The organism is Gimesia panareensis, assembly GCF_007748155.1.
GTDB lineage: Bacteria > Planctomycetota > Planctomycetia > Planctomycetales > Planctomycetaceae > Gimesia > Gimesia panareensis.
Map to the genome: position 1 here is coordinate 1,777,467 of NZ_CP037421.1, position 19,368 is coordinate 1,796,834.

Sequence of the window (19,368 nt, forward strand, 5' to 3'; positions counted from 1 at the left end):
TCTGGTGTCAGAGTTCAACAGAGAGGCGGATTTAGCCGAAAGTGAGACAGGATCGCGTGTTTCGCGTCCGAATGCTTTGACACCCATCGGCGACTCCAGTAAGCTATCAGCCTCCCGGTTCACAGGTATTCAGCCGCAGATTTTGCAGGAAATGTTCCGACTGATCTGTATGAACCGACCCCTGTCAGAACCCAATCCGGGGCCGTAGCTCAATCGGTTAGAGCAGCAAACTCATAATTTGTTGGTTACAGGTTCGAGTCCTGTCGGCCCTATTTTTTCTTTTTACATTGCCCGATATCTGCAGGAGGCTGATCGGATGGGGAGACCGCGGATTGTCGTTCTCGGGGCCGGGCTGCAGGGGACGTGTGTGGCTTTGGCGCTGGCGCATCGCGGGCATGCAGTGACATTAATTGAATCGCGGCCTTCCCCATTGAGCGCTGCCAGCTTGCGGAATGAAGGCAAGATCCATCTCGGGTTTGTGTATGCCCTGGACCAGAGTGGGGCGACGCAGCGGAAGATGCTGGAAGGAGCGCTCTGCTTTGCTCCCTTACTCGATCGCTGGTGTGGTGAGTTGCCCTGGCATGAGTGGCGATCGGAGGGCTTTCTGTATGCGGTGATGCCGGACAGCATTGCTGAAGTAGGAACGCTGCACGCTTCCTACACCAGTTTGAGTGCTCTGCTGAGCGAAATGGCAGAGCATGAGTTGTGCTGCCCCGGGTACCTGGGGAGAGAACTGAGCTGGTTATGGCGTGCTGCTGGTGAAGACGCTGATTCACCCTTCGATCGGGGACTGTCCATGAAGGGTTTTTTTGAGACAGAAGAAGCCGCCATCGATCCGCGTTATCTGGCGGCACGACTGAAAGATCAACTGCGCAGACATCCTTTGATTGAGTTGCGTTGTGGAATCATGGTGGATGGTGCCGAGCGGAGAGCGGGCGGCTTTCGACTCAATCTGCAAGAGGCAGGGGAATCACGAACACTTGATGCCGACCTGGTGGCGAACTGTACCTGGAGTGACCGGGCCCGGATTGATGCGACGGTGGGAATTCCCGCTGATGCCGCGCCTCTCTGTTATCGGGTCAAACATCAGATCATGGTAGAGCAGACGCCGGGAATGCGTCCCCTGGTTCCGATTACGATGGTGCAGGGACCCTATGGTGATGTTGTACCGCGACGCGACGGACAGGTTTATATCAGCTGGTACCCGGAGTGCCGGACTTATTTCGGGGAACTGCCTCCACAACGGTCGCTGGAAGATCCCGAGGTGGCACAGTCGGTAGCGGAACGTTCGCTCTCTGCTTTACAGCAATGGCTGCCTGATCTGGCAGGAGCCCGTATCTTGTCTTCAGCAGCCGGGGTGATCGTGGCCCGGGGATCTACGGATATTGAGGATCCCCAGAGCGCGCTGCACCGGCGGGAAGCTTTTGGTGTGAAGTCGTATGCTGGCTGGTGGACGGTAGATACCGGTAAGCTGACCAATGCCCCTCAACTGGGGGAAATCACCGGGGCACAAATAAATGAGGCCATGAAGTGAATTCGCATGCCGAGGACCGGCTGACAATCCTCATGCCACTGCATCAGGCGGCACGATGGGTGGACACCATTTCAACGACGATCGATCGTAGTCCAGCTGCGAGTCGACTGATCATCAGCGATATTACGCAGGTGGATGATGCATTGCTGCTTCTGGAAGATCGGCATTTGGGGGATGAGCGAATTACGTTTCGTCGCGAAGCGGGTGTGGCTGACTGGCGGGTACATGTGAACGAACTGCTGAGTCTGGTACACACTGAATTCTTTTCAATCATGCCTCAGGATGATGAGTTTTATCCCGGATACTACGAAGAACTGATTGCGGCGCTGGATGCGCGACCATCAGCGGGGCTGGCCTTTGGAGTGATCGATAAACTGGACATGCAGCGAATGGAAATGACACGGATGGAGCGAGTCCCGTGTGAGTTGGGAGTAAAACCCCCCTGGCGTGAGGCAATTCACCTTGATCTGCACTGGAATCTGGGAATCCCCTATCGGGGAGTGGTGCGACGGGAATTCAATCGGCCACTGCCAATGTTCCCGCACGATTATGCCGATCAGATCTGGGTCTTCAGCATTGCTCTATCGACATATCTTGTAGAAGTGCCGAGTGCAATCTACCTCAAACGCTATCACGACACGAATACGCATCATACCTGGAAACCTCTGACAGGCGACCAGCGACTGGAAATTCTGCTGCACGAAATAGATACGCAGCTGGCAAGCCAACCAGCGGAGCGAAGGGCGGCGAGACGGAAGCTGATTCAGATATATCGCGAACGAGAATGAGTTTCAGCTTCAGTAGAATCCCTTCGGTCAGAGAAGACAGGAGACTGATGGCTGTCGGTTTGTTCTTGATATTCACCTTGTTTATGGATAGTCTCAACGGATTGCGCGACTTCGAAAACAGACACGCTCGGAACGGGAGAGAGTGAGATGTATTTTCTGGCTGTTGTGATTCCACCATTGGCCGTTTTGCTGGCAGGCAAACCTTTTCAGTTTTTATTGAACGTCATTCTCACGCTCTTTTTCTGGGTTCCTGGAATGATTCACGCCATCATGGTGGTCAGTGAATACAAAGCAGATCAGCGAAACAGGGAACTGGTTAAGGCGGTGTCTGAAGGCAAGCGGAATGATTGAGGCCGATCGGCTTCGATCTTATGATTGACTGGATTCGCATCGATCTGTATCCGATTGATCTGTGCCATTCACTGCTGATCAGGAAACTGTAATGCATCATTGGGAAGTCATTCCACTGGAGTCGATGGGACCAGTTCAACTGGGGATGTCGCAAGAGGAAGTCCGTGCGGTCCTGGGAGAGCCTTCTCATACCGAACAGGCATGTGAAAAATGGGGCCTTTCGTTTCCCGACAGGGACTGTTTTTTTCGAAACGCGTTTCAGGTTTCCTATAATCAGGAACTGCGGGTAGACTTTATCGAGGTCAGTCAAGACCGGGATTATATCGTGACCTATGAAGGGCTTGCGGTGCATACGACGCCTGCCCCGGAACTGGTCCGGGCGATTTCCCGTCGGGCGGCATTTGACGAAAACTATCGTGAGCACCCCTGCAATTACTGGTTTCCCAAACTTTACCTCAACCTGTTCCGCTCCGACGGGGAGTCCGAGTTCTTCGATACGGTGGGCATCTGCACGCCGGAATTCGGATCAAAATAAGTGGTCGGATGATTCTGTTTTGTCCGGGGTCTCTTTCCCTGATTTCAGCTTCTCACTGAATTTGCTGCAGAACTATTCCGGTTGCAGTCAGACAATCAACTCTTTAAGAATTTTTGTGTCGTAGAGGTCGGTTAACCGTTCATCGCGGCCATTGTGATGGTAGGTGAGGATTTCGTGATCCAGGCCTAACAGGTGGAGGATCGTCGCGTGCAGATTGGCGGTTTGTGTGCGTTTCTCGATGGCCCGGTAACCAAAATCGTCGGTGGCACCGTAGGCCTGTCCGCCTTTGATTCCGCCGCCCGCCATCCAGACGCTGAAACCATACGGATGGTGATCGCGTCCAAATTCGATCTGTTTATTGCTCTGTTGTGCACCGGGGGTGCGCCCGAATTCGCCGCCCCAGAGGATCAATGTCGAGTCGAGCAGGCCGCGGCGCTTGAGGTCCGTGAGCAATCCGCCGATGGGCAGGTCTGTACGATCACAGCAGGCTTTTGTCTGTGTGTTATTCTTTGAATGTGTATCCCAGGGCTGACCTGCCATGAAGAGGGAGACGAATCGGACGCCCCGTTCGACCAGCCGTCGCGCCATCAGGCATCGTGTGCCGTAGGACTTCGTGGTCGGATTGTCGAGACCGTACAGTTTTTGCGTTTCCTGTGTTTCCTGTGAGAGGTCGAGGGCATCGGTGGCGGCAAGTTGCATGCGGCCGGCCATTTCAAAGGTGTCGATGCGGGCTTCGAGTTCCAACGCGCCGGCACGTTCGGCCAGGTGCATCTGGTTGAGTTGTTTGAGCAGTCGCAGACGGCCGTTGGTGAGCGCCTGTGTGCGGGGCTTAGAGGGTTCCAGGTGCAGTACGGGGCTGCCCTGTTCCCGGAAAACTGTTCCCTGATACTGAGGAGGCAGCCAACCGCTGGACCAGTTACGGACGCCATCTACGGACTGGCCTTTCGGATCGGGTAGTGCCACAAATCCGGGGAGGTTTTGATTTTCCGATCCGAGTCCGTAGGTGACCCATGATCCCAGCGTGGGACGTCCCGCAACTGTCAGTCCCGTCTGTGCCATCCAGATTGCCTGTTCGTGGTTGCGATGTTCGGTGAACATTGAACGCACCACAGCGATCTCGTCAGCATGTTGCGAGACCCAGGGCTGGATCTCGGAGAACTCAAGACCGCTGCTGCCGCACTTTTTGAACTGGAAGGGACTGCCCATCAGGTTTTTGGTTCGCTTTTCGTCGTCGGCTACTTCTCCAGGCGGTGGGGTGTCATGGAACTTGTTCAGCATCGGCTTGGGATCTAACAGATCGACGTGGCTCGGCCCGCCATGCATGTAAAGCTGGATCACCGCTTTTGCTTTGGGGAGGCTGTTTGGGGTGCGAGTCGTCTGCCGCGAGGATGCAGCCGCTTCAGAGAGCATCGTGGCGAGTGCAAGTCCGCCAAATCCATCTCCCAGCCTTCGTAGTGCGGCGCGGCGTGTCAGGGGATTTATCTGGCTCATGGAAGTCTCCGAAAAGAATAGATCAGTCGATGTAGGCAAACTCGTTCGCGCTGAGCAGCATATGGCACAGGTCGGCCATGGCCAGCTGTTTTGATTGCTTGATGATTTCCGGTTTCTGCTGTTCTTTGCTGGAATGGGTGGCGAGATGTTTTGCTGTTTGTTCTTCTAGAAATTCTGTAAACAGCTCTCGTTCGTCCGAAGTAATGGGGCGTGAAAAAGCGGCCAGGACCGCGCGGCCTGTGGGATCCTCGGGTTGTTCGGTCTGTACCCGTTTCGCAAAAGCATTCGCTGCACGCACCATGGGATCGCTGTTCAGCAGCGTCAATGCCTGTGTCGAGACGGTGGACGTGCTGCGATTTGTGCAATTGACGGTCATTTCCGGCTGATCAAACGCGCGGAGCATGGTTTGAGGATTCAGACGGAGAATCTGAATATAGATCGATCGTCGATCCGGTGCCGATTTGACTGGTACGATCACCTCACCGCTCTTTAATCGCTGGACGGCAATGGGCGCACCAAACATTGTGGGATCCAGTAACCCGGATGTTGCCAGGACAGCGTCGCGGAGCGGCTCGGCCTGGAGTCGCTGCATGTTTTGTCGCCAGAGGAGCCTGTTTTCCGGATCAATGGCGGTGCCTGATTGACGGGTTTCGGGGCTGACACGCGATCGCTGACGCCATGTGCTGGATGTGAGAATCAGCCGGTGCATGTGTTTGATACTCCAGCCGTTCTGGACGAATTCTGTTGCCAGCCAGTCGAGCAATTCGGAATGACTGGGAGGGGAACCGGAAACGCCGAAGTCCTCCGGCGTGGAGACGATCCCGGTACTGAAGTGATGCAGCCAGATTCGGTTGACCATCACTCGGGCGGTGAGCGGGTGCTCTGGTTGTGTTAACCAGCGTGCAAAAGCGAGGCGACGTCCACTCGTGGGAGTGTCTTTCGGCGGGGGTGTCCAGGAAAATGGTTCCGGGGTGTCGATCGTGGTAATCACGCCAGGTTCGACATTTGGACCGGGGGTTTGCGGATCTCCCCGCAGTAAGACGGGCGTGGTGACACTGCCCGGCAAATCGTAGAGGGCACGCACTTCGTCAAAGTGGATGCGGCGTTTTTCTGCGGCGGCAACCTGGTCATTCAACGCTTTGCCTTTGATGACGTATTCCGGGAAGTTCGCTTTAAAGGCTTGATCGAGTTCCTTCACATCGGGGCGAAGTTGTTTTTCAAACTTCTCAAACAGATACTTTTGGATCTCGCTGCGATTTTCTTTGGATACGGCAAAGGCGATTTCGACGTCATCGCGAATCTGCTCGGGTAATGCGGTCAGACGTTTCGCGAAAATCTGGTCTGCCAGTCCCTGTTTATATTTCTCGAAGCCGGCTTTCAGCTGTTTTACTTGTTTGTCTACTTCGGCATTGATTTTGTCCGCAGACTGCTTTTGCTTTTTTGAGGCGATCTTGAGCCGACGGTTCATCTGCGGAACCCAGTCCGTCGGGCGATACGCACCTGTGAAGACGGCCTGCATGCGATAGTAATCGACCTGCGGAACCGGATCGAATTTATGACTGTGACAGCGGGCGCACTGCACGGTCAGTCCCATCGTCGAGGAGCAGACAATTTGCAGTGTGTCGAACATGGTGGGGTAGAAATATTGCCCAGCCGCGTTCTTGATGGAGGAAAAGTCCGGACGGCTGGCGTCTGCGGCCGTCCTCAGAAAGCCGGTGGCGGTGATGCCTTCCACGACTTCCTCGGGTAAAGTGTCCTGCGTGTTGTACGCGGTCCAGTAGTCGGTCAGTTCATCGCCGGCAATCTGTTCCTGTAAAAAGCGGTCGTAGGGTTTGTCCTTATTAAAGGCGCGAATCACATAGTCGCGATAGCGATAAGCCAACGGCAGGGGGAGATCGGATGAGAGGATGCCTGCAGAGTCCGTATATCCTGCGACGTCGAGCCAGTGCCGCCCCCAGCGCTCACCGTAATGCGGGCTTGCCAGTAAGCGATCGATCATCCGCGCGTAGGCATCGGGTCGCTGATCGTCGAGGAATTGTTTGATCTCCTCTGGCGAAGGAGGCAACCCGATCAAATCGAATGAGGCACGTCGCAGCAGTGTCAGGCGATCCGCTTCGGGTTGCAGCGTGAGTTGGTGCTCTTCCAGTTTTCTGAGAATGAACGCATCGATCGGATTTGAGACTCGCTGCTGTGCAGTTACCGCTGGTGTGGGGGGCCGTGCCGGCGGATTAAAGGACCAGAGTTCGACGCCCGTGACGTCATCCGAGCGATCCACGGTGGTCGCAGGTTTAATGCCTTTGGCACCGTCATTAATCCACGTTCGAATCACTCCCTTTTCTTTCGCTGTCAGTTTTTGCCCGGCAGCAGGCATCTCGCCAGAAGTGACTTTCTCATAGAGCAGGCTGGATTCGGCCGCAGAAATTCGAATGGCGGCTCCGGAGTCGCCTCCGATCAACAGCGCGGAAGGCTGGGACAGATTCAGTCCGCCTTTGGGTTCGACGCCTGCGTGACAGCGAAAGCACTTCGCCCGAAAAATCGGGAGGATGTCTTTTTCATAGGTCAGCGCGACCTTTTTGCCTTTCGCGGAGTCTTTTGCGAGGCTGGCAGCATTCGATTCGACCAGGATTAGACAGATGATCATTCCGAGGATGAGGAGAATCTGTTTTCCTGAGAGTCGTCCAGAGTGTCTCATCTACGGTACTCCGTTCACGGTCTGTCAGCTGAAACAGACAATGACAGTAAGGTCATCCCCTAAGGTAAAAAGACGCATCAACAGGAGTTAATATATCAGAGGGTCTCGGGCCTCTCAATGGAAAACAGCTCCTTTCCTGAGACCAGAGATACTCAGTCAGGCTGTAAATACATTCGAGCCTGCTGACTCGGAGTATTTCATGCTTCTACCTCACTGCTTTTTTTCACCCTCTTCCGTTTTCAGTTTCTCACTGAATTTGCTGCGGAATTTTTCCAGTTTGGGGCGAATGACGTACTGGCAGTACTGCTGGTTCGGATTGAGTTTGAAGTAATCCTGGTGATAGTCTTCCGCCGGGTAGAAGTTTTTGAATTCGGTGATTTCGGTAACGATGGGACTTTTGAACTGGCCTGAATCGTCGAGCTGCTTCTTGTAGGCCGTCGCCTCTGCTTTCTGCTTTTCATTGTGATAGAAGACGGCGGAGCGGTACTGAGTGCCGACGTCTGCCCCCTGTCGATTGAGGGTGGTCGGGTCGTGGGTTTCCCAGAAGACTTTGAGGATATCGGTGAACGGAATCACTTTGGGATCGAAGGTGACCTGGATGACTTCTGCATGACCGGTGGTGCCGGTACAGACCGCTTTGTAGGTCGGGTTGGGGACTGCGCCTCCCGAGTAGCCTGAGACAGCGGACTTGACCCCTTTGAGTTCGCGGAAGACCGCTTCGGTGCACCAGAAACAGCCCGAACCGAGCGTGACGACTTCCAGCCCGTCCTCTGCTTCGTGGGCGGCCATTTTGATTTCGGATTGCGGCTCCTCATCGGTGATCACGACGGGGCGGTCTTCTTTCGTGACCGAGTTCTCACAGGCGGTCAGTAGTGTGAACAGGGTGGTAACGGTCAAGACAACGAGTGCCAGCTGGGGCAGTTGTGAAAACGTCATTGCAGAGAAATCCCTTTGCGAAGATGTCTGAATGGAACCAGTGCGTCAAATTCTAAGTGACTGGCCTCATTCTAGACAATTCAACGGAGCAGGGACAGGCTGAAACTTCTTTCAGGAACGTGCGATTCGTTTTCCGTTGAACAGGAATCGCAGTATCGGAATGCGGAGGATCAGAAAGTGGTGCAGGGAGAGTGTGACGGCGAACGTGGCGATTTCGACAGCCAGAAACTTGTAGCCGATGGCGATGTTCGAATTCAGCAGCAGGTAGCCGAAGATGACCACACAGATGTGGTGGAACAGGTAAATCGAATAAGATGCGTCTGAAAGGTAGCGGAACACGCGTGAGTCCCGGTTCATGAACTGATAGAACAGGACATAGCAGATGTGGCTGGAGAGGGCGCAGATCAGTCCGAATGAGTAAATGCGGAGCAGACTCTCTGTATTGAAACCGTGGGCATTGGCTTCGATATGCTGGGTGATGATCGCCAGCAGCAGCATTCCCCATTCCCAGCGGGCGATACGATGAAATTCGTCCTGCAGGCCCGGGTCCCGGAAGAGCCAGAGTCCGAGCAGGAAGTAGGGCAGGAAAACCATGAAGTCTTCCAGATTGAACAGCCCACAACAGAGGGAACCGTGAAAGAGATCCGGGGCCACTTTTGCGGCGGCACTCCAGAGCAGTTCTGCGCAGGGGATGAGGAGCAGGAAGTAACAGTTTTTACGCAGACCTGCGACCAGACGACTCGCGACATGTACGTTCGGAAGGCATCTGCCGAGCAGGTAGAGACCGATGCCGACCGCGAAGAATTGCAGGAGTGTGAGCAGAAACCAGAGGTGCGAGACCCACTGGCCGGACAGCCAGATTTGCGGCAGGACTTGAGTCAGAAACCGGGTAAACGTCATCGGGTTCTGCTGCAGGATGGTTGTACGGAAATAGAGTTCAAGCGTGTTGACGATCAGAGCTGTACTTAACAACGGGACTAGAATGCGCACCAGGCGAACCTGGGTGAAGACTTTAATGCCGTATTTCTGCAGGCTCATCATGGAAAAGAAACCCGCGATGATGAAGAACGTGGGCATGCGAAAGACATGGATGATGGCATCCAGCAGCGAAAAAAAGATTGAATTATGAGAGTCGGAGACGATCCAGTGATCCGTGGACGAATAGATCAGTGCGCCGTGGAGCACGACTCCCAGCATCATCAGGATCGACCGCATGGAATCCATGTAATAGAAACGGGGGGGCGGAGACCCGGGGGATCCGGATGGAGGGCGTAATTCGACCGGTTCCACCGCGGTCAGGACAGAGGGTGGGTTCATTTAGGGGTTGCCTGCAAAAGCTGATAACGGAGTGTTGAAACGCGGCGGGTCTGAGAATATATATCCGCAAAAGCTGATGAGTTGCGAGGAAAAATCTACTGCTTTCTGAAATTCTGAAACCGGGTAAAAATGCTGATTGACTATCCGGTAAAATCGAACTATTGGGCAGACAGTTCCTGTGTAATGTGCATGTTTGTTGCCAAAATGCATCATGTCCAATGTGGGATTGCCTGGTAAAGGATTTTCTGGTCGAGGGAACAGAAAGACAGTCAGCAGACCGGGATAGACTGATTGTTCCATAAAATCCTGGAGGAAAAGGAGTAGGCAATTGTTGCTACCTGACTACAAACAGAGAAGTTGCTATGATTTATGCTTGGAAGTGGCACATGAGCTTCAACTGGCAGCCAGTTACCATTAAATGAGATTGCACTCAGATTGATTGAGATATCCTGAATGAAGAATGAGTACGATGCGATTCTGGTCGTTTCCTTCGGCGGTCCGGAGGGGCCCGATGACGTGATTCCCTTTCTGGAAAATGTATTGCGCGGGAAGAATGTCCCTCGCGAGCGGATGCTGGAAGTCGCGGAGCATTATCAACAGTTTGGGGGCGTCAGTCCGATCAACGGACAGAACCGGGCTCTGATCGCGGCACTGGAGCAGGAACTGGCAGTCCATGGACCACAGCTGCCCATCTACTGGGGCAATCGGAACTGGAATCCGTTGCTGCCGGATACGCTGGCGCAGATGAAACAGGACGGCATCCAGCGGGCACTGGGATTTTTTACATCCGCATTCAGTTCCTATTCGGGTTGCCGCCAGTATCGGGAGGATATTCAACGGGCTCAGGAAACGGTCGGAGCAGGGGCTCCCGACGTGGATAAGCTGCGGATGTTCTATAATCATCCCGGGTTTATCGAAGCGACTGTCGAACGGGCCAACGAGGCACTGTCTGAGATTCCCGTAGAGCGGCGTGATCGGGCGACGATTCTGTTCTCCGCACACAGCATTCCGCTGGCGATGGCCGCGGGGTGCCAGTATGAAGTGCAACTGGCTGAGTCTGCCCGGCTGGTCAGTGAGCGTCTGGGAACGCATCCCTGGCATCTGGTGTATCAGAGCCGTAGCGGTCCGCCGCATCAGCCCTGGCTGGAACCGGATATCTGTGATTTTATTACCGAGCTTGGCAAGCAGGGAGACGTTCAGGATGTGGTCATCATCCCGATCGGATTCGTTTCTGACCATATGGAGGTACTGTTTGATCTGGATACGGAAGCGAAGCAGGTCGGGGGTGAGGTCGGCATCAATGTGGCCCGGGCGAAGACAGTCGGCGTGCATCCCCGATTTATCAGCATGATTCGCGAGCTGATTGAGGAACGGATCAGTGGTACGGAAGACCGACCAGCACTGGGACCATTGGGACCGAGCCATGATGTCTGTCCCGTGGACTGCTGTCTGCGGGTGACGGAGATCAAGCGTTAAGATCTTTCCTGTAGTGAATTTAGAATGACGCAGCCGTTTTGCGGGCAGTGTACAGAAGAATTGTGAAAACCCATCACTACTCTGATTGATCAAGCTTGTCAAAGCCCCGATTGTGAGAAATACTTAGCAAGCGTAAGTCAAGAGTTAGAGCGCCCACCCTGCCTTTGTGTTATCAAACATTCCTGCCAGGCAGACTCACTTACCCGATTATCGATACAGTTGTGATTGACTGTCTTGTCCTACCAAGTCACAGGAGTTGGAATGTCTACGTCTTCCAAGCGAGGATTTACCCTCATCGAATTGTTGGTCGTGATTGCGATCATTGCGATTTTAATCGCTCTATTATTGCCGGCTGTGCAGCAGGCGCGGGAAGCAGCCCGCCGATCGACCTGTAAGAATAATCTGAAGCAGATCGGTGTCGCGTTGCATAACTACCATGATACACACCGTCTGTTTCCCTATGGTCATATGGAAGTAGCCAGTGGCAATTACAATTCCTCTTCCCCGTATGGAACCTATCACTGGCGGGATACCTGGGCGCAGCAGCTCTGGCCGTTCGTTGATCAGGCACCGTTATACAACAAGTATTCTGCCGATCCAGCGACGCATGTTTTCTTCACAACCGATCCGGCAGTGGTCAAAGCAGTCGTTCCGGTTTACCTGTGTCCTTCCGATCCTTCCACACCCGGGAGCGCCGATACCTCAGGCCGTTCTCAGGGGAGCTATATCGGGTGTGCCGGAAACGAGACAACTACGACCGGTTCCAATCTGAACGGAATCTTTTCTGCCAATTCCAATACGAAGATTCGTGATCTGAAAGACGGTTCATCCAACACGATCATGGTTTCTGAGATCATCATTCGCGGTCAGGCTGCTACTACCACTCAGTGGGGCTGCCCGGGCTGTTACGGGATTGGTGGTGCTCACGGTGAAATGACCTTCACGACGCGTGAGACACCAAATACTCAGGTACCCGACCAGAACTACGCCTGCAAGTCGACCACCTGGCCCAATGCACCATGTGTGGTCAATACAGGGACCAAGTACAACTTCGCCCGCAGTTATCATGTGGGGGGCGTGCATGCATTGCTGGCAGATGGGGCCGTGCGGTTCATTTCTTCCAACATTGACCGTCCCACCTTCCAGAATCTGGGGAATAAAAAGGACGGCCAGGTTCTGGGCGAATTTTAAGCTCAGCTGACCAGGTTTGTATCTGATCGAAATAAAAAACAGCACCGCGGGCGAAACGCCTGTGGTGCTGTTTGTCATTTGATTGAGGTGGTCGCCTCAGCTTTCAAGCTGCATCAGAGCACGCGTACGTTTTCAGCGCGAGGTCCTTTGGGGCCCTGTCCGATGTTGAACGAGACCTTCTGGCCTTCAGAGAGCTCGTCGTAGCGGGCTTCTGAGAGTGCGGAGCTGTGAAAGAAGACATCTTTGCCGGTGCCATCGTCGATGAAGCCAAAGCCTTTGTCTGTGAGTCGTTTAATGGTTCCTTCTGACATAAAATTCATCCAGTACTTTTAAAAAATGTTACAATCAAAATGACGTGAAACATTCGCGTCACCCTGACTGCAAGAGTGTTCGAGTTTGTCCAGGCTTCCGTCAAAATCAGTGACGGATCTGGGATTATTCTGAATCATCCAGGAATTCAGGTTCGCTGTCCGGCTATATTGCCGAATAGCTTGAAGGACCACTTTGCTTCAGTTTATTTCTGCGTACCCGTTTGGCTTCCGCTTTCGCTTTTTTTTCTGCTTCTCGTTGACGCTTGGCATAAGTGTTCCTGTTTTTTGCGATAACTTGTCTCCTTAAAATTTGTGAATTGAATGAGAGTTCCTGTTTAGGGCAGGTGATCAACTCGTTTGTTTTGCGCGTGATTTGAGTCGGCGCCACTTCGTGCGTTTCGGTTCCTGTTGGGGTCTGCTGGCAGCCGCTTTGGCCGCGGCTCTGGCAGCACGCGAACGTTGGTAGCGTTTCCGTGAGCCGGTTTCGTTTTCAGTCGTTGATCGCTGGTTTTTGTCGTTGTTTCGCTGTCTGGAGTTCGGCTCGATTTCGGCTTCCTTTTTCGTTTTCATCGATTTGGGCAGCCGGTGTTCTTTGGAGACGGGAACTTTCTGACCGATCAGTTTTTCGATGGCCCGCAGTTCGCGTCGTTCGCTGTCGCTGCAGAAAGAAATCGCGATGCCCTCCGCACCAGCACGCCCTGTACGACCAATACGATGCACGTAGGCTTCGGGCTCGACCGGGAGATCAAAGTTGATGACATGTGTGATGCCTTCAATATCGATGCCGCGGGCCGCCACATCCGTGGCGACGAGCACCTGCACCTTTCTGCTGCGGAAGGCCTCCAGAGCCTGCTGACGGGCAGCCTGAGATTTATTGCCGTGAATGGCAACTGAGCGGATGCCGGTTTGCGTCAGCCGTTTCGACAGCATGTTAGCGGTACGTTTGGTTCGCATAAAGACCAGTGCCCGATCCACGGCGGAATCAGCGAGAATCTTCTGCAGCATTGGCTGCTTGCCGTTGCGTTCCACGTAGATTAACTGCTGCTGGATCTTTTCAACGCTCGTCTGTTTCGGAGTAACATTCACACTGACCGGGTTTTTTAACAGTCGTTTTGCCAGTTCCTGAATTTTGGGAGCCAGTGTTGCCGAGAAGAACAGTGACTGTCGTTTCTCCGGCAGATGGCTGATTATTTTCTTCAGATCCGGCAGAAAGCCCATGTCGAGCATGCGATCTGCTTCGTCCAGGACAAAGATTTCCAGCTGGTTCAGGTGAATCTCTCCCTGATTGATCAGGTCGAGTAAGCGCCCCGGTGTCGCGACCAGAATGTGAGCACCCCGACTCAGGCCTTTTACCTGATTTTTCTGGCTGACACCACCATAAACCAGCAACTGACGCAGCTTGAGGTGTCTGCCGTAGGCGTCGAAGCTGTCGCCGATCTGAATGGCCAGTTCCCGTGTGGGAGCCAGGACCAGTGCCAGAGGACGATGGGGCGTTGCCTTACGATTGTTTTTTCCCAGATGATTGAGAATGGGTAAGGCGAGGGCCGCTGTTTTTCCTGTTCCAGTCTGCGCGCATCCGAGAATATCGTGCCCTTGGAGGGCTGCCGGAATGGTCTGGGCCTGAATGGGAGTCGGAGTTTCGTAATTTTCTTCGACCAGTGCACGCTGGATTGGTGCAATCAAATTAATCTCTTTAAATGTTTTCAATGGTTTTCCTTAAGGAATTGTTTCAGGCCCGCTGGTGTGTTGTGCGAGTGTAACTGTGGTTGGCAGTTTTCAATCAAGGGCAGGACCTGATCGTGTCATTCATAGACGCTTTGGTATATTCAATGGGGGCTGCAGGTGATATTCCGGGAAGTGGAGCTCAGCTGAACCGGTCGGCGACAGTGCAAGTCAACAAGAATTGCTGGAGAGCAGAAGAATCATCGTCTGGCTCTTCCTTTTTTACTCAGGTTCAGCGGGTGGGGACCAGCGGTACCAAAAGCAAACGTCGCTTCTGTGGGAACTCCGGACAAACAAGAAAATCTCGGAATTCAATGCGTCCACAACGACGCGGCAGCTTTCGACAGCGGTCAACACAACCGAGGTAGGCAGCATGAGTGTGCGGCAGACAAGCCTGCACAGTAGAAAGGGTTACAAGAGATTCCAACTCTGTATCAATACCCTGACAGGTCAGAAAACGAATCTATTTCAGTAGACCGTTACTCGTTTTGTCCGACCAGATCGACATGGTTGTTTCCTCAGACCTATTGAGAGAAAAACCAAATGTCTGGAATAAGTGTACCCTGATGGAGCTCGCTTGCCTAGAGGCTTTTCTGAGAATTCATGAAATCAGGCAACCTATCCGCTGACGAGTACCTGTTTGTTTATGACGGAAACGCGAGGATTAAGGAATTTATGTCGATTCCTGATCCTGTTCACCTGGCAGGACAGGAGGCCTGATAAAGGGCGTTTTCCACATGCCGAGCAGGGTCTGCCACTGGGGCTGATCGAAGTGAGGCAGGCCGAAATCGATGGTTTTGAGGTCCAATCGCATCCGGTAGGTACGTGCCAGACGGTCCCAGAGCGAGAAGATTGTGGAGTAATTGGAGTTCGTTTCCTGCGGGATTCGTGAGTGGTGGATCTTATGCATGTCGGGAGAGACAAACAGCCAGCGGTAGAAACGGTCTGCCCTTCCCAGTGAAATATTGGCATGGTGCAGTTGTGTGGAGAGGAAGACCAGAATGCCGTACAGGACGAGTTGCCAGGATTGCAGTCCCAGTAACGGGATCAACAGCAGACGCAGCAGTGTCGAGATTCCCAGTTCGCCCCAGTGAAAGCGGGTGGCGGTGGAAACATCCATATGAGGATCACTGTGATGCATCCGATGAAACCGCCAGAGAAAGGGAATCTGGTGGTTTGCCCAGTGCCAGCAGAACATCCAGGCATCGAGCAGCAGGATCGCGAAGAGGGTCTGCCACAAAGGGGAGAGGGGCAGTTGATAAAGCAGTCCCCACTGGTGCGCGAGCGTCCAGCGGGAGGTCTCTTCGACGATTGTGCCGAACAGGAGGCCGAGCAGCAGTGAATTCAGGACCGCCAGCGACAGATTATGCAGTGCATGTCGATAGCGGCTTTTTCCGGAGAACGGTTTGAAGGCAGCCCAGCTTTCCCAACTCCAGAGCAATCCCAGCAACACAACGGGTGTGCTGAAATAAAGCAGCGAGAGGATTTCGGAGGCTGAGAATTCGGAAAGCATGAGAGCAGTAGCTAAATCCTGACAGGAGACCAGTTAAGGTCTGAATCGAGGCGGCGCAGAAAACCCCTTTGATCTTCTGTCTTTCTATTTTCTCAGCCAGTTAACATTATGACAAGGGGCCGCTTACTGCTCATGATAATTGGCGTTGATTTTGCCCTGTTGCTGAAGTGCTCTCAACATAGACACCTGTTGTTGGCGGGGGATCTGCAACTGCTGCAGCAGTGCCAGCAGGTCTTCGAGCCGGGTAGCTCCGGTCTGAGTGGAAGGGGAAATTTCCAGCATCAGGTCCGGAAACTTGAGACGCGCCGGTTGCAGAAATACAGTGCCGCGTGTCTGGATCCGGGCAGAGGCATTATCGATGATGACTTCCGGCGGCTGGTCAGTATTGCCTGCAGGCTGCTGTGAGATTTCAACATTCAGCAATTGTGTCGCGAGTTGCTGTGCATAGGCAGGGTTCTCATCGGGGAGTGAGATCATGACCAGTCCCGAGGACTGCAGCATGGCTTTGGAAGTTCTGACCATGTTCGCGGCCAGAAAGCGATTGATCTGTTGTACCACCTGTCGACCGGTATTGGGATCGTAGACGGCTGCATTCAGGAAGAATTTAAGATGCGGAATTCCCTGCCCGGTCACCAGACGCGGGGTGAGGGACGAACGGATCTGGGCACCGTTTTCAATCAGTCCCTGAGACTTGTTCTGGGTACGGTCGGTCTGCACGGGACCGACAACAAGTGCGTCGGCCCGGTTGAGTTTTGAACCCTGGACGGCGACAGCGGTCGGCAGCAGATAGCCGCCACTTAAGTTGACTTCCGGGCTGACAGCATTGACGTAGCATTCGATCTGTTGCCCTGGCTGCACGCCCTGGCTGGGGATGTATGCAGTAATCGTAACGTTGGCGAGATTACCGGCCTGTAAAGGCGATTTAATTGCCTGCAGATTGATTTTCATGGCGGCGATGGACGATTTGAGAGCCCGGATGGCATCGGGCGAAATATTACGATCTCCCGTCCCGTTTAAGCCAACGACCAGTCCCTCTCCGGTGAGCTTGATGATTTCTGCTGGTTGAAATTCTCCCATCTGAGACAGCTTCACTGCGGGGGCTGCCGGTGTGGTCTCGGGAGGAGGAAGTTCTCCTGGCAGATCCAGGGCCACCAGATTCTGACTTAAAACGGTTGCAGAAAACAGCAGGTTGGCATGTTGGGGAACGATCTGGATTTTCTGATGCAGTTTACCACTTTGCAGTGGTTTACCTTGAGTTTTGAGAGTGGCACCGCGATAGCTGGCGATAATCTGCGTGGGGGCGTCTTTTTGAATCAGGACTGTTGGCTCTGGCTGGTTCATTTGAACGGGCTGGCCCGGCAGTGCATAGCCGGCAGAGACGGTCTGTGACGTTGTGGGACCTGTCAAAGAGACCTGCTGGACGGTTTTGATTTTTGACTGAGGGGGATTCTGCGGGCTGTGATTCATGACGACCTGCTGAACGAGATCGGCGTCCAGTCGCAGGAGCTCTTCAATTAAACGGGTCCGTTGTTCTCTGGTCGTTTTCGAGAGCAGTAACAGATTGATTCCAGCGGGCAACTCTGTCTCTGACTGAGTTGCGTTCGCCAGTTTGACTGATGCCGGATCCTGTCCAGACGAGGACGCTTTGGGAGCAGGAGGCGCTGTCATCTCCGTTTTCTCTTCCGCGCTGGAAGATTCGGGTAGCGTGCCGGCAGGAAAATCCAGATTCAGGTCGGGGAAGGGGGCTGGTTCAGAAAGTGTCGGGTCCAGGTCCGGTACACCGGCGACCTGCTGATCCTGACTGTCTGAAGCAAGGAATCCCTGAATGGTTTGGGAAAGGAAAAACATGGCGACTGCGAACAGGGCCATTCCTGAGAGTACGGAGAATTTTAAATAGCGCATAATTTCCCTCAGCCGAGATAGGACAGGCTTCGTGAAAGGAGTTGATGGGTGTCGTGGCGCAATGTTTGAGAGAGGAGCGGGGAAATTATGAGAAAACCAGATCTGCGTCAAGATGGGAAAGTTGGACGAGGAGATTTCCGTTTCAGGGATTCCCGGAATTACGGGATCTGTACAGTGTGCGGCTCTGAAATATGCGAATTCACTAATGGGAAAATGAGATGGATCGCCCCCGGGATGACAGGGCAGTTATATTGGAATTGACCCTGATAGACGAGTAATCGTACTATTCCCACATTTCACAAGTGGCAGGGAAAATTATGCCGGAATCGAAACGGCCTAAGTACTTATTGATATTGATTTTATTGATATCCGCACTGATTCGGTGCGGACTGGCGGTTTACGTTCAGCGCCAACTGGATCAACAACCTGAACGAACATACGTGATTGAAGGTGACGCAGACGGCTACTGGAGGCTGGCTCAAACGATCGTGCACGGCGAGGAGTATTCGATTTATACGCCTCCCCGACGTGTACTGAGAATGCCTGGCTTTCCTCTGGTTCTGGCCGGTGCCATGTCGGTCGTGGGCGAAGATCATTTTCGTGTGCGACTGGTGCTGGCACTGTCCGGCATGGTTGCCTGCTACCTGGTGTATTTACTGGGAAAAGAACTGACGAATGAAACCACGGGGCTCATCGCGGCCGGGCTGACTGCAGTCTCGCCGGTGATGGCCGGGTTCAGCATTTTATTTTTGAGCGAAACCATTTTTGCGATTGCGATGCTGATTTCGCTGTGGGTGCTGGTCAGATTATGGAACATCAACTGGGGAGACAATGATCGATTACGAGGCAGCCTCTGGTCCGCTCTGGCGGGCGTGACTCTGGCGGCTGCCTTTTATGTGCGACCGAGCTGGTTGTTAATCCTGCCAATCGTTGTCGTCCTGATGTTCTGGGGAGCGAAAGGGCATCGTGTCCGTGCTCTGGAACGAGCGGCGGTTTTGATTCTGGGATTTATAGTGACGCTGGTGCCGTGGGTCTATCGGAATTTCCAGGTCACCGGACATTTTGTGCCGACAACGCTCTGGGCGGGACCGAGCCTGTACGATGGTTTGAATCCCCAGGCAACCGGCGACAGTGATATGACGTTTTTTGATCGAGATCGAGTGATGCTGCGCATGAGTGAGTACGAAATGAATCGCTACTACACACAACAGGCAGTGGAATATGCGCGCCAGCATCCCGGTCACGTGGTGGAGCTGATGGGCGCCAAGCTGCTGCGTTACTGGAAACCCTGGCCCAATGCACCCCAGTTCCGATCGTTGTGGATGATGGCCGCGGTATCAGTCGTCTTCCTGCCGGTCCTGCTGCTGGCTGTGTATGGTGCGTGGATTTCCCGACAGCAGGTGTTACTGCTGCTGATCACGGTTGGTCCCATCCTGTACTTTTCCCTGATTCATCTGGTGTTTGTGAGTTCGCTCCGGTATCGGCTGCCGGCGGAATACAGCTTGTATATTCTGTCCGCTGTCGGGCTGACTGCTATATTCGGAACTGCTTTTAATAAGGAAAAAATCAACTCGTGATCCACCTGGATCTGATTCGGTTTTGAAGTGTC

15 protein-coding genes and 1 tRNA gene are annotated in these 19,368 nt (G+C 53.6%); 8 read left to right on the top strand and 8 right to left on the bottom strand.

Annotated elements, in window-relative coordinates:
- Nucleotides 1-198 precede the first annotated feature (198 nt).
- The 5 genes from Enr10x_RS06735 to Enr10x_RS06755 all read left to right on the top strand — a co-directional run bounded on the left by Enr10x_RS06735 (nucleotide 199) and on the right by Enr10x_RS06755 (nucleotide 3,208).
- Nucleotides 199-272, top strand: a tRNA-Ile gene (locus Enr10x_RS06735).
- Between the two features lie 44 nt (nucleotides 273-316).
- Nucleotides 317-1,534: an FAD-dependent oxidoreductase gene (locus tag Enr10x_RS06740; RefSeq protein ID WP_145448505.1), complete on the top strand. Its 1,218-nt coding sequence runs from the start codon at nucleotides 317-319 to the stop codon at nucleotides 1,532-1,534.
- The gene (locus Enr10x_RS06745) at nucleotides 1,531-2,322 is read left to right on the top strand and encodes a glycosyltransferase family 2 protein (protein WP_145448506.1); all 792 of its coding nucleotides are present in this window, start codon (nucleotides 1,531-1,533) and stop codon (nucleotides 2,320-2,322) included. The genes Enr10x_RS06740 and Enr10x_RS06745 overlap by 4 nt, the downstream gene beginning before the upstream one ends.
- A 147-nt stretch (nucleotides 2,323-2,469) precedes the next feature.
- Nucleotides 2,470-2,673: a YqaE/Pmp3 family membrane protein gene (locus Enr10x_RS06750; RefSeq protein WP_145105336.1), complete on the top strand. Its 204-nt coding sequence runs from the start codon at nucleotides 2,470-2,472 to the stop codon at nucleotides 2,671-2,673.
- Nucleotides 2,674-2,764: 91 nt separating this feature from the next.
- Entirely contained in the window at nucleotides 2,765-3,208 is a 444-nt protein-coding gene (locus Enr10x_RS06755) for an outer membrane protein assembly factor BamE (RefSeq protein WP_145448507.1), read from the top strand.
- A gap of 87 nt (nucleotides 3,209-3,295) precedes the next feature.
- On the opposite strand, the gene Enr10x_RS06760 is transcribed toward Enr10x_RS06755, so the two are convergent.
- From Enr10x_RS06760 to Enr10x_RS06775, 4 genes are all read right to left on the bottom strand, one after another.
- Nucleotides 3,296-4,699, bottom strand: coding sequence for a DUF1501 domain-containing protein (locus Enr10x_RS06760; protein ID WP_145448508.1), 1,404 nt, complete (start codon nucleotides 4,697-4,699; stop codon nucleotides 3,296-3,298).
- Between the two features lie 22 nt (nucleotides 4,700-4,721).
- Nucleotides 4,722-7,391 (bottom strand): PSD1 and planctomycete cytochrome C domain-containing protein, encoded by a 2,670-nt coding sequence (locus tag Enr10x_RS06765; protein ID WP_145448509.1) that lies wholly within the window; start codon nucleotides 7,389-7,391, stop codon nucleotides 4,722-4,724.
- A gap of 210 nt (nucleotides 7,392-7,601) precedes the next feature.
- The gene (gene msrA, locus Enr10x_RS06770; protein ID WP_145105347.1) at nucleotides 7,602-8,327 is read right to left on the bottom strand and encodes a peptide-methionine (S)-S-oxide reductase MsrA; all 726 of its coding nucleotides are present in this window, start codon (nucleotides 8,325-8,327) and stop codon (nucleotides 7,602-7,604) included.
- Between the two features lie 111 nt (nucleotides 8,328-8,438).
- Nucleotides 8,439-9,644, bottom strand: a complete 1,206-nt coding sequence (locus Enr10x_RS06775) for an acyltransferase family protein (RefSeq protein ID WP_145105350.1) — start codon at nucleotides 9,642-9,644, stop codon at nucleotides 8,439-8,441.
- A gap of 453 nt (nucleotides 9,645-10,097) precedes the next feature.
- On the opposite strand from Enr10x_RS06775, the gene Enr10x_RS06780 reads away from it, so the two are divergent.
- Both Enr10x_RS06780 and Enr10x_RS06785 read left to right on the top strand, forming a co-directional pair.
- Nucleotides 10,098-11,120: a ferrochelatase gene (locus tag Enr10x_RS06780; RefSeq protein ID WP_145448510.1), complete on the top strand. Its 1,023-nt coding sequence runs from the start codon at nucleotides 10,098-10,100 to the stop codon at nucleotides 11,118-11,120.
- A gap of 261 nt (nucleotides 11,121-11,381) precedes the next feature.
- The gene (locus tag Enr10x_RS06785) at nucleotides 11,382-12,311 is read left to right on the top strand and encodes a DUF1559 domain-containing protein (RefSeq protein WP_145105356.1); all 930 of its coding nucleotides are present in this window, start codon (nucleotides 11,382-11,384) and stop codon (nucleotides 12,309-12,311) included.
- A 113-nt stretch (nucleotides 12,312-12,424) separates the two neighbouring features.
- On the opposite strand, the gene Enr10x_RS06790 is transcribed toward Enr10x_RS06785, so the two are convergent.
- From Enr10x_RS06790 to Enr10x_RS06805, 4 genes are all read right to left on the bottom strand, one after another.
- A complete protein-coding gene (locus tag Enr10x_RS06790) occupies nucleotides 12,425-12,622 on the bottom strand; it encodes a cold-shock protein (protein ID WP_145105359.1) in 198 nt (65 codons plus the stop codon).
- A gap of 348 nt (nucleotides 12,623-12,970) precedes the next feature.
- On the bottom strand, nucleotides 12,971-14,329 hold the full coding sequence (locus Enr10x_RS06795; protein ID WP_145105365.1) for a DEAD/DEAH box helicase: 1,359 nt from the start codon (nucleotides 14,327-14,329) through the stop codon (nucleotides 12,971-12,973).
- 688 nt (nucleotides 14,330-15,017) lie between these two features.
- Nucleotides 15,018-15,857: a sterol desaturase family protein gene (locus Enr10x_RS06800; RefSeq protein ID WP_145105368.1), complete on the bottom strand. Its 840-nt coding sequence runs from the start codon at nucleotides 15,855-15,857 to the stop codon at nucleotides 15,018-15,020.
- Nucleotides 15,858-15,980: 123 nt separating this feature from the next.
- Complete coding sequence (locus Enr10x_RS06805; RefSeq protein ID WP_145105371.1) at nucleotides 15,981-17,759, bottom strand: flagellar basal body P-ring protein FlgI; 1,779 nt, start codon at nucleotides 17,757-17,759, stop codon at nucleotides 15,981-15,983.
- Between the two features lie 440 nt (nucleotides 17,760-18,199).
- Between Enr10x_RS06805 and Enr10x_RS06810 the strand changes: the two genes are divergently transcribed.
- Entirely contained in the window at nucleotides 18,200-19,336 is a 1,137-nt protein-coding gene (locus tag Enr10x_RS06810) for an ArnT family glycosyltransferase (RefSeq protein WP_197996422.1), read from the top strand.
- The last annotated feature ends 32 nt before the right edge of the window (nucleotides 19,337-19,368 follow it).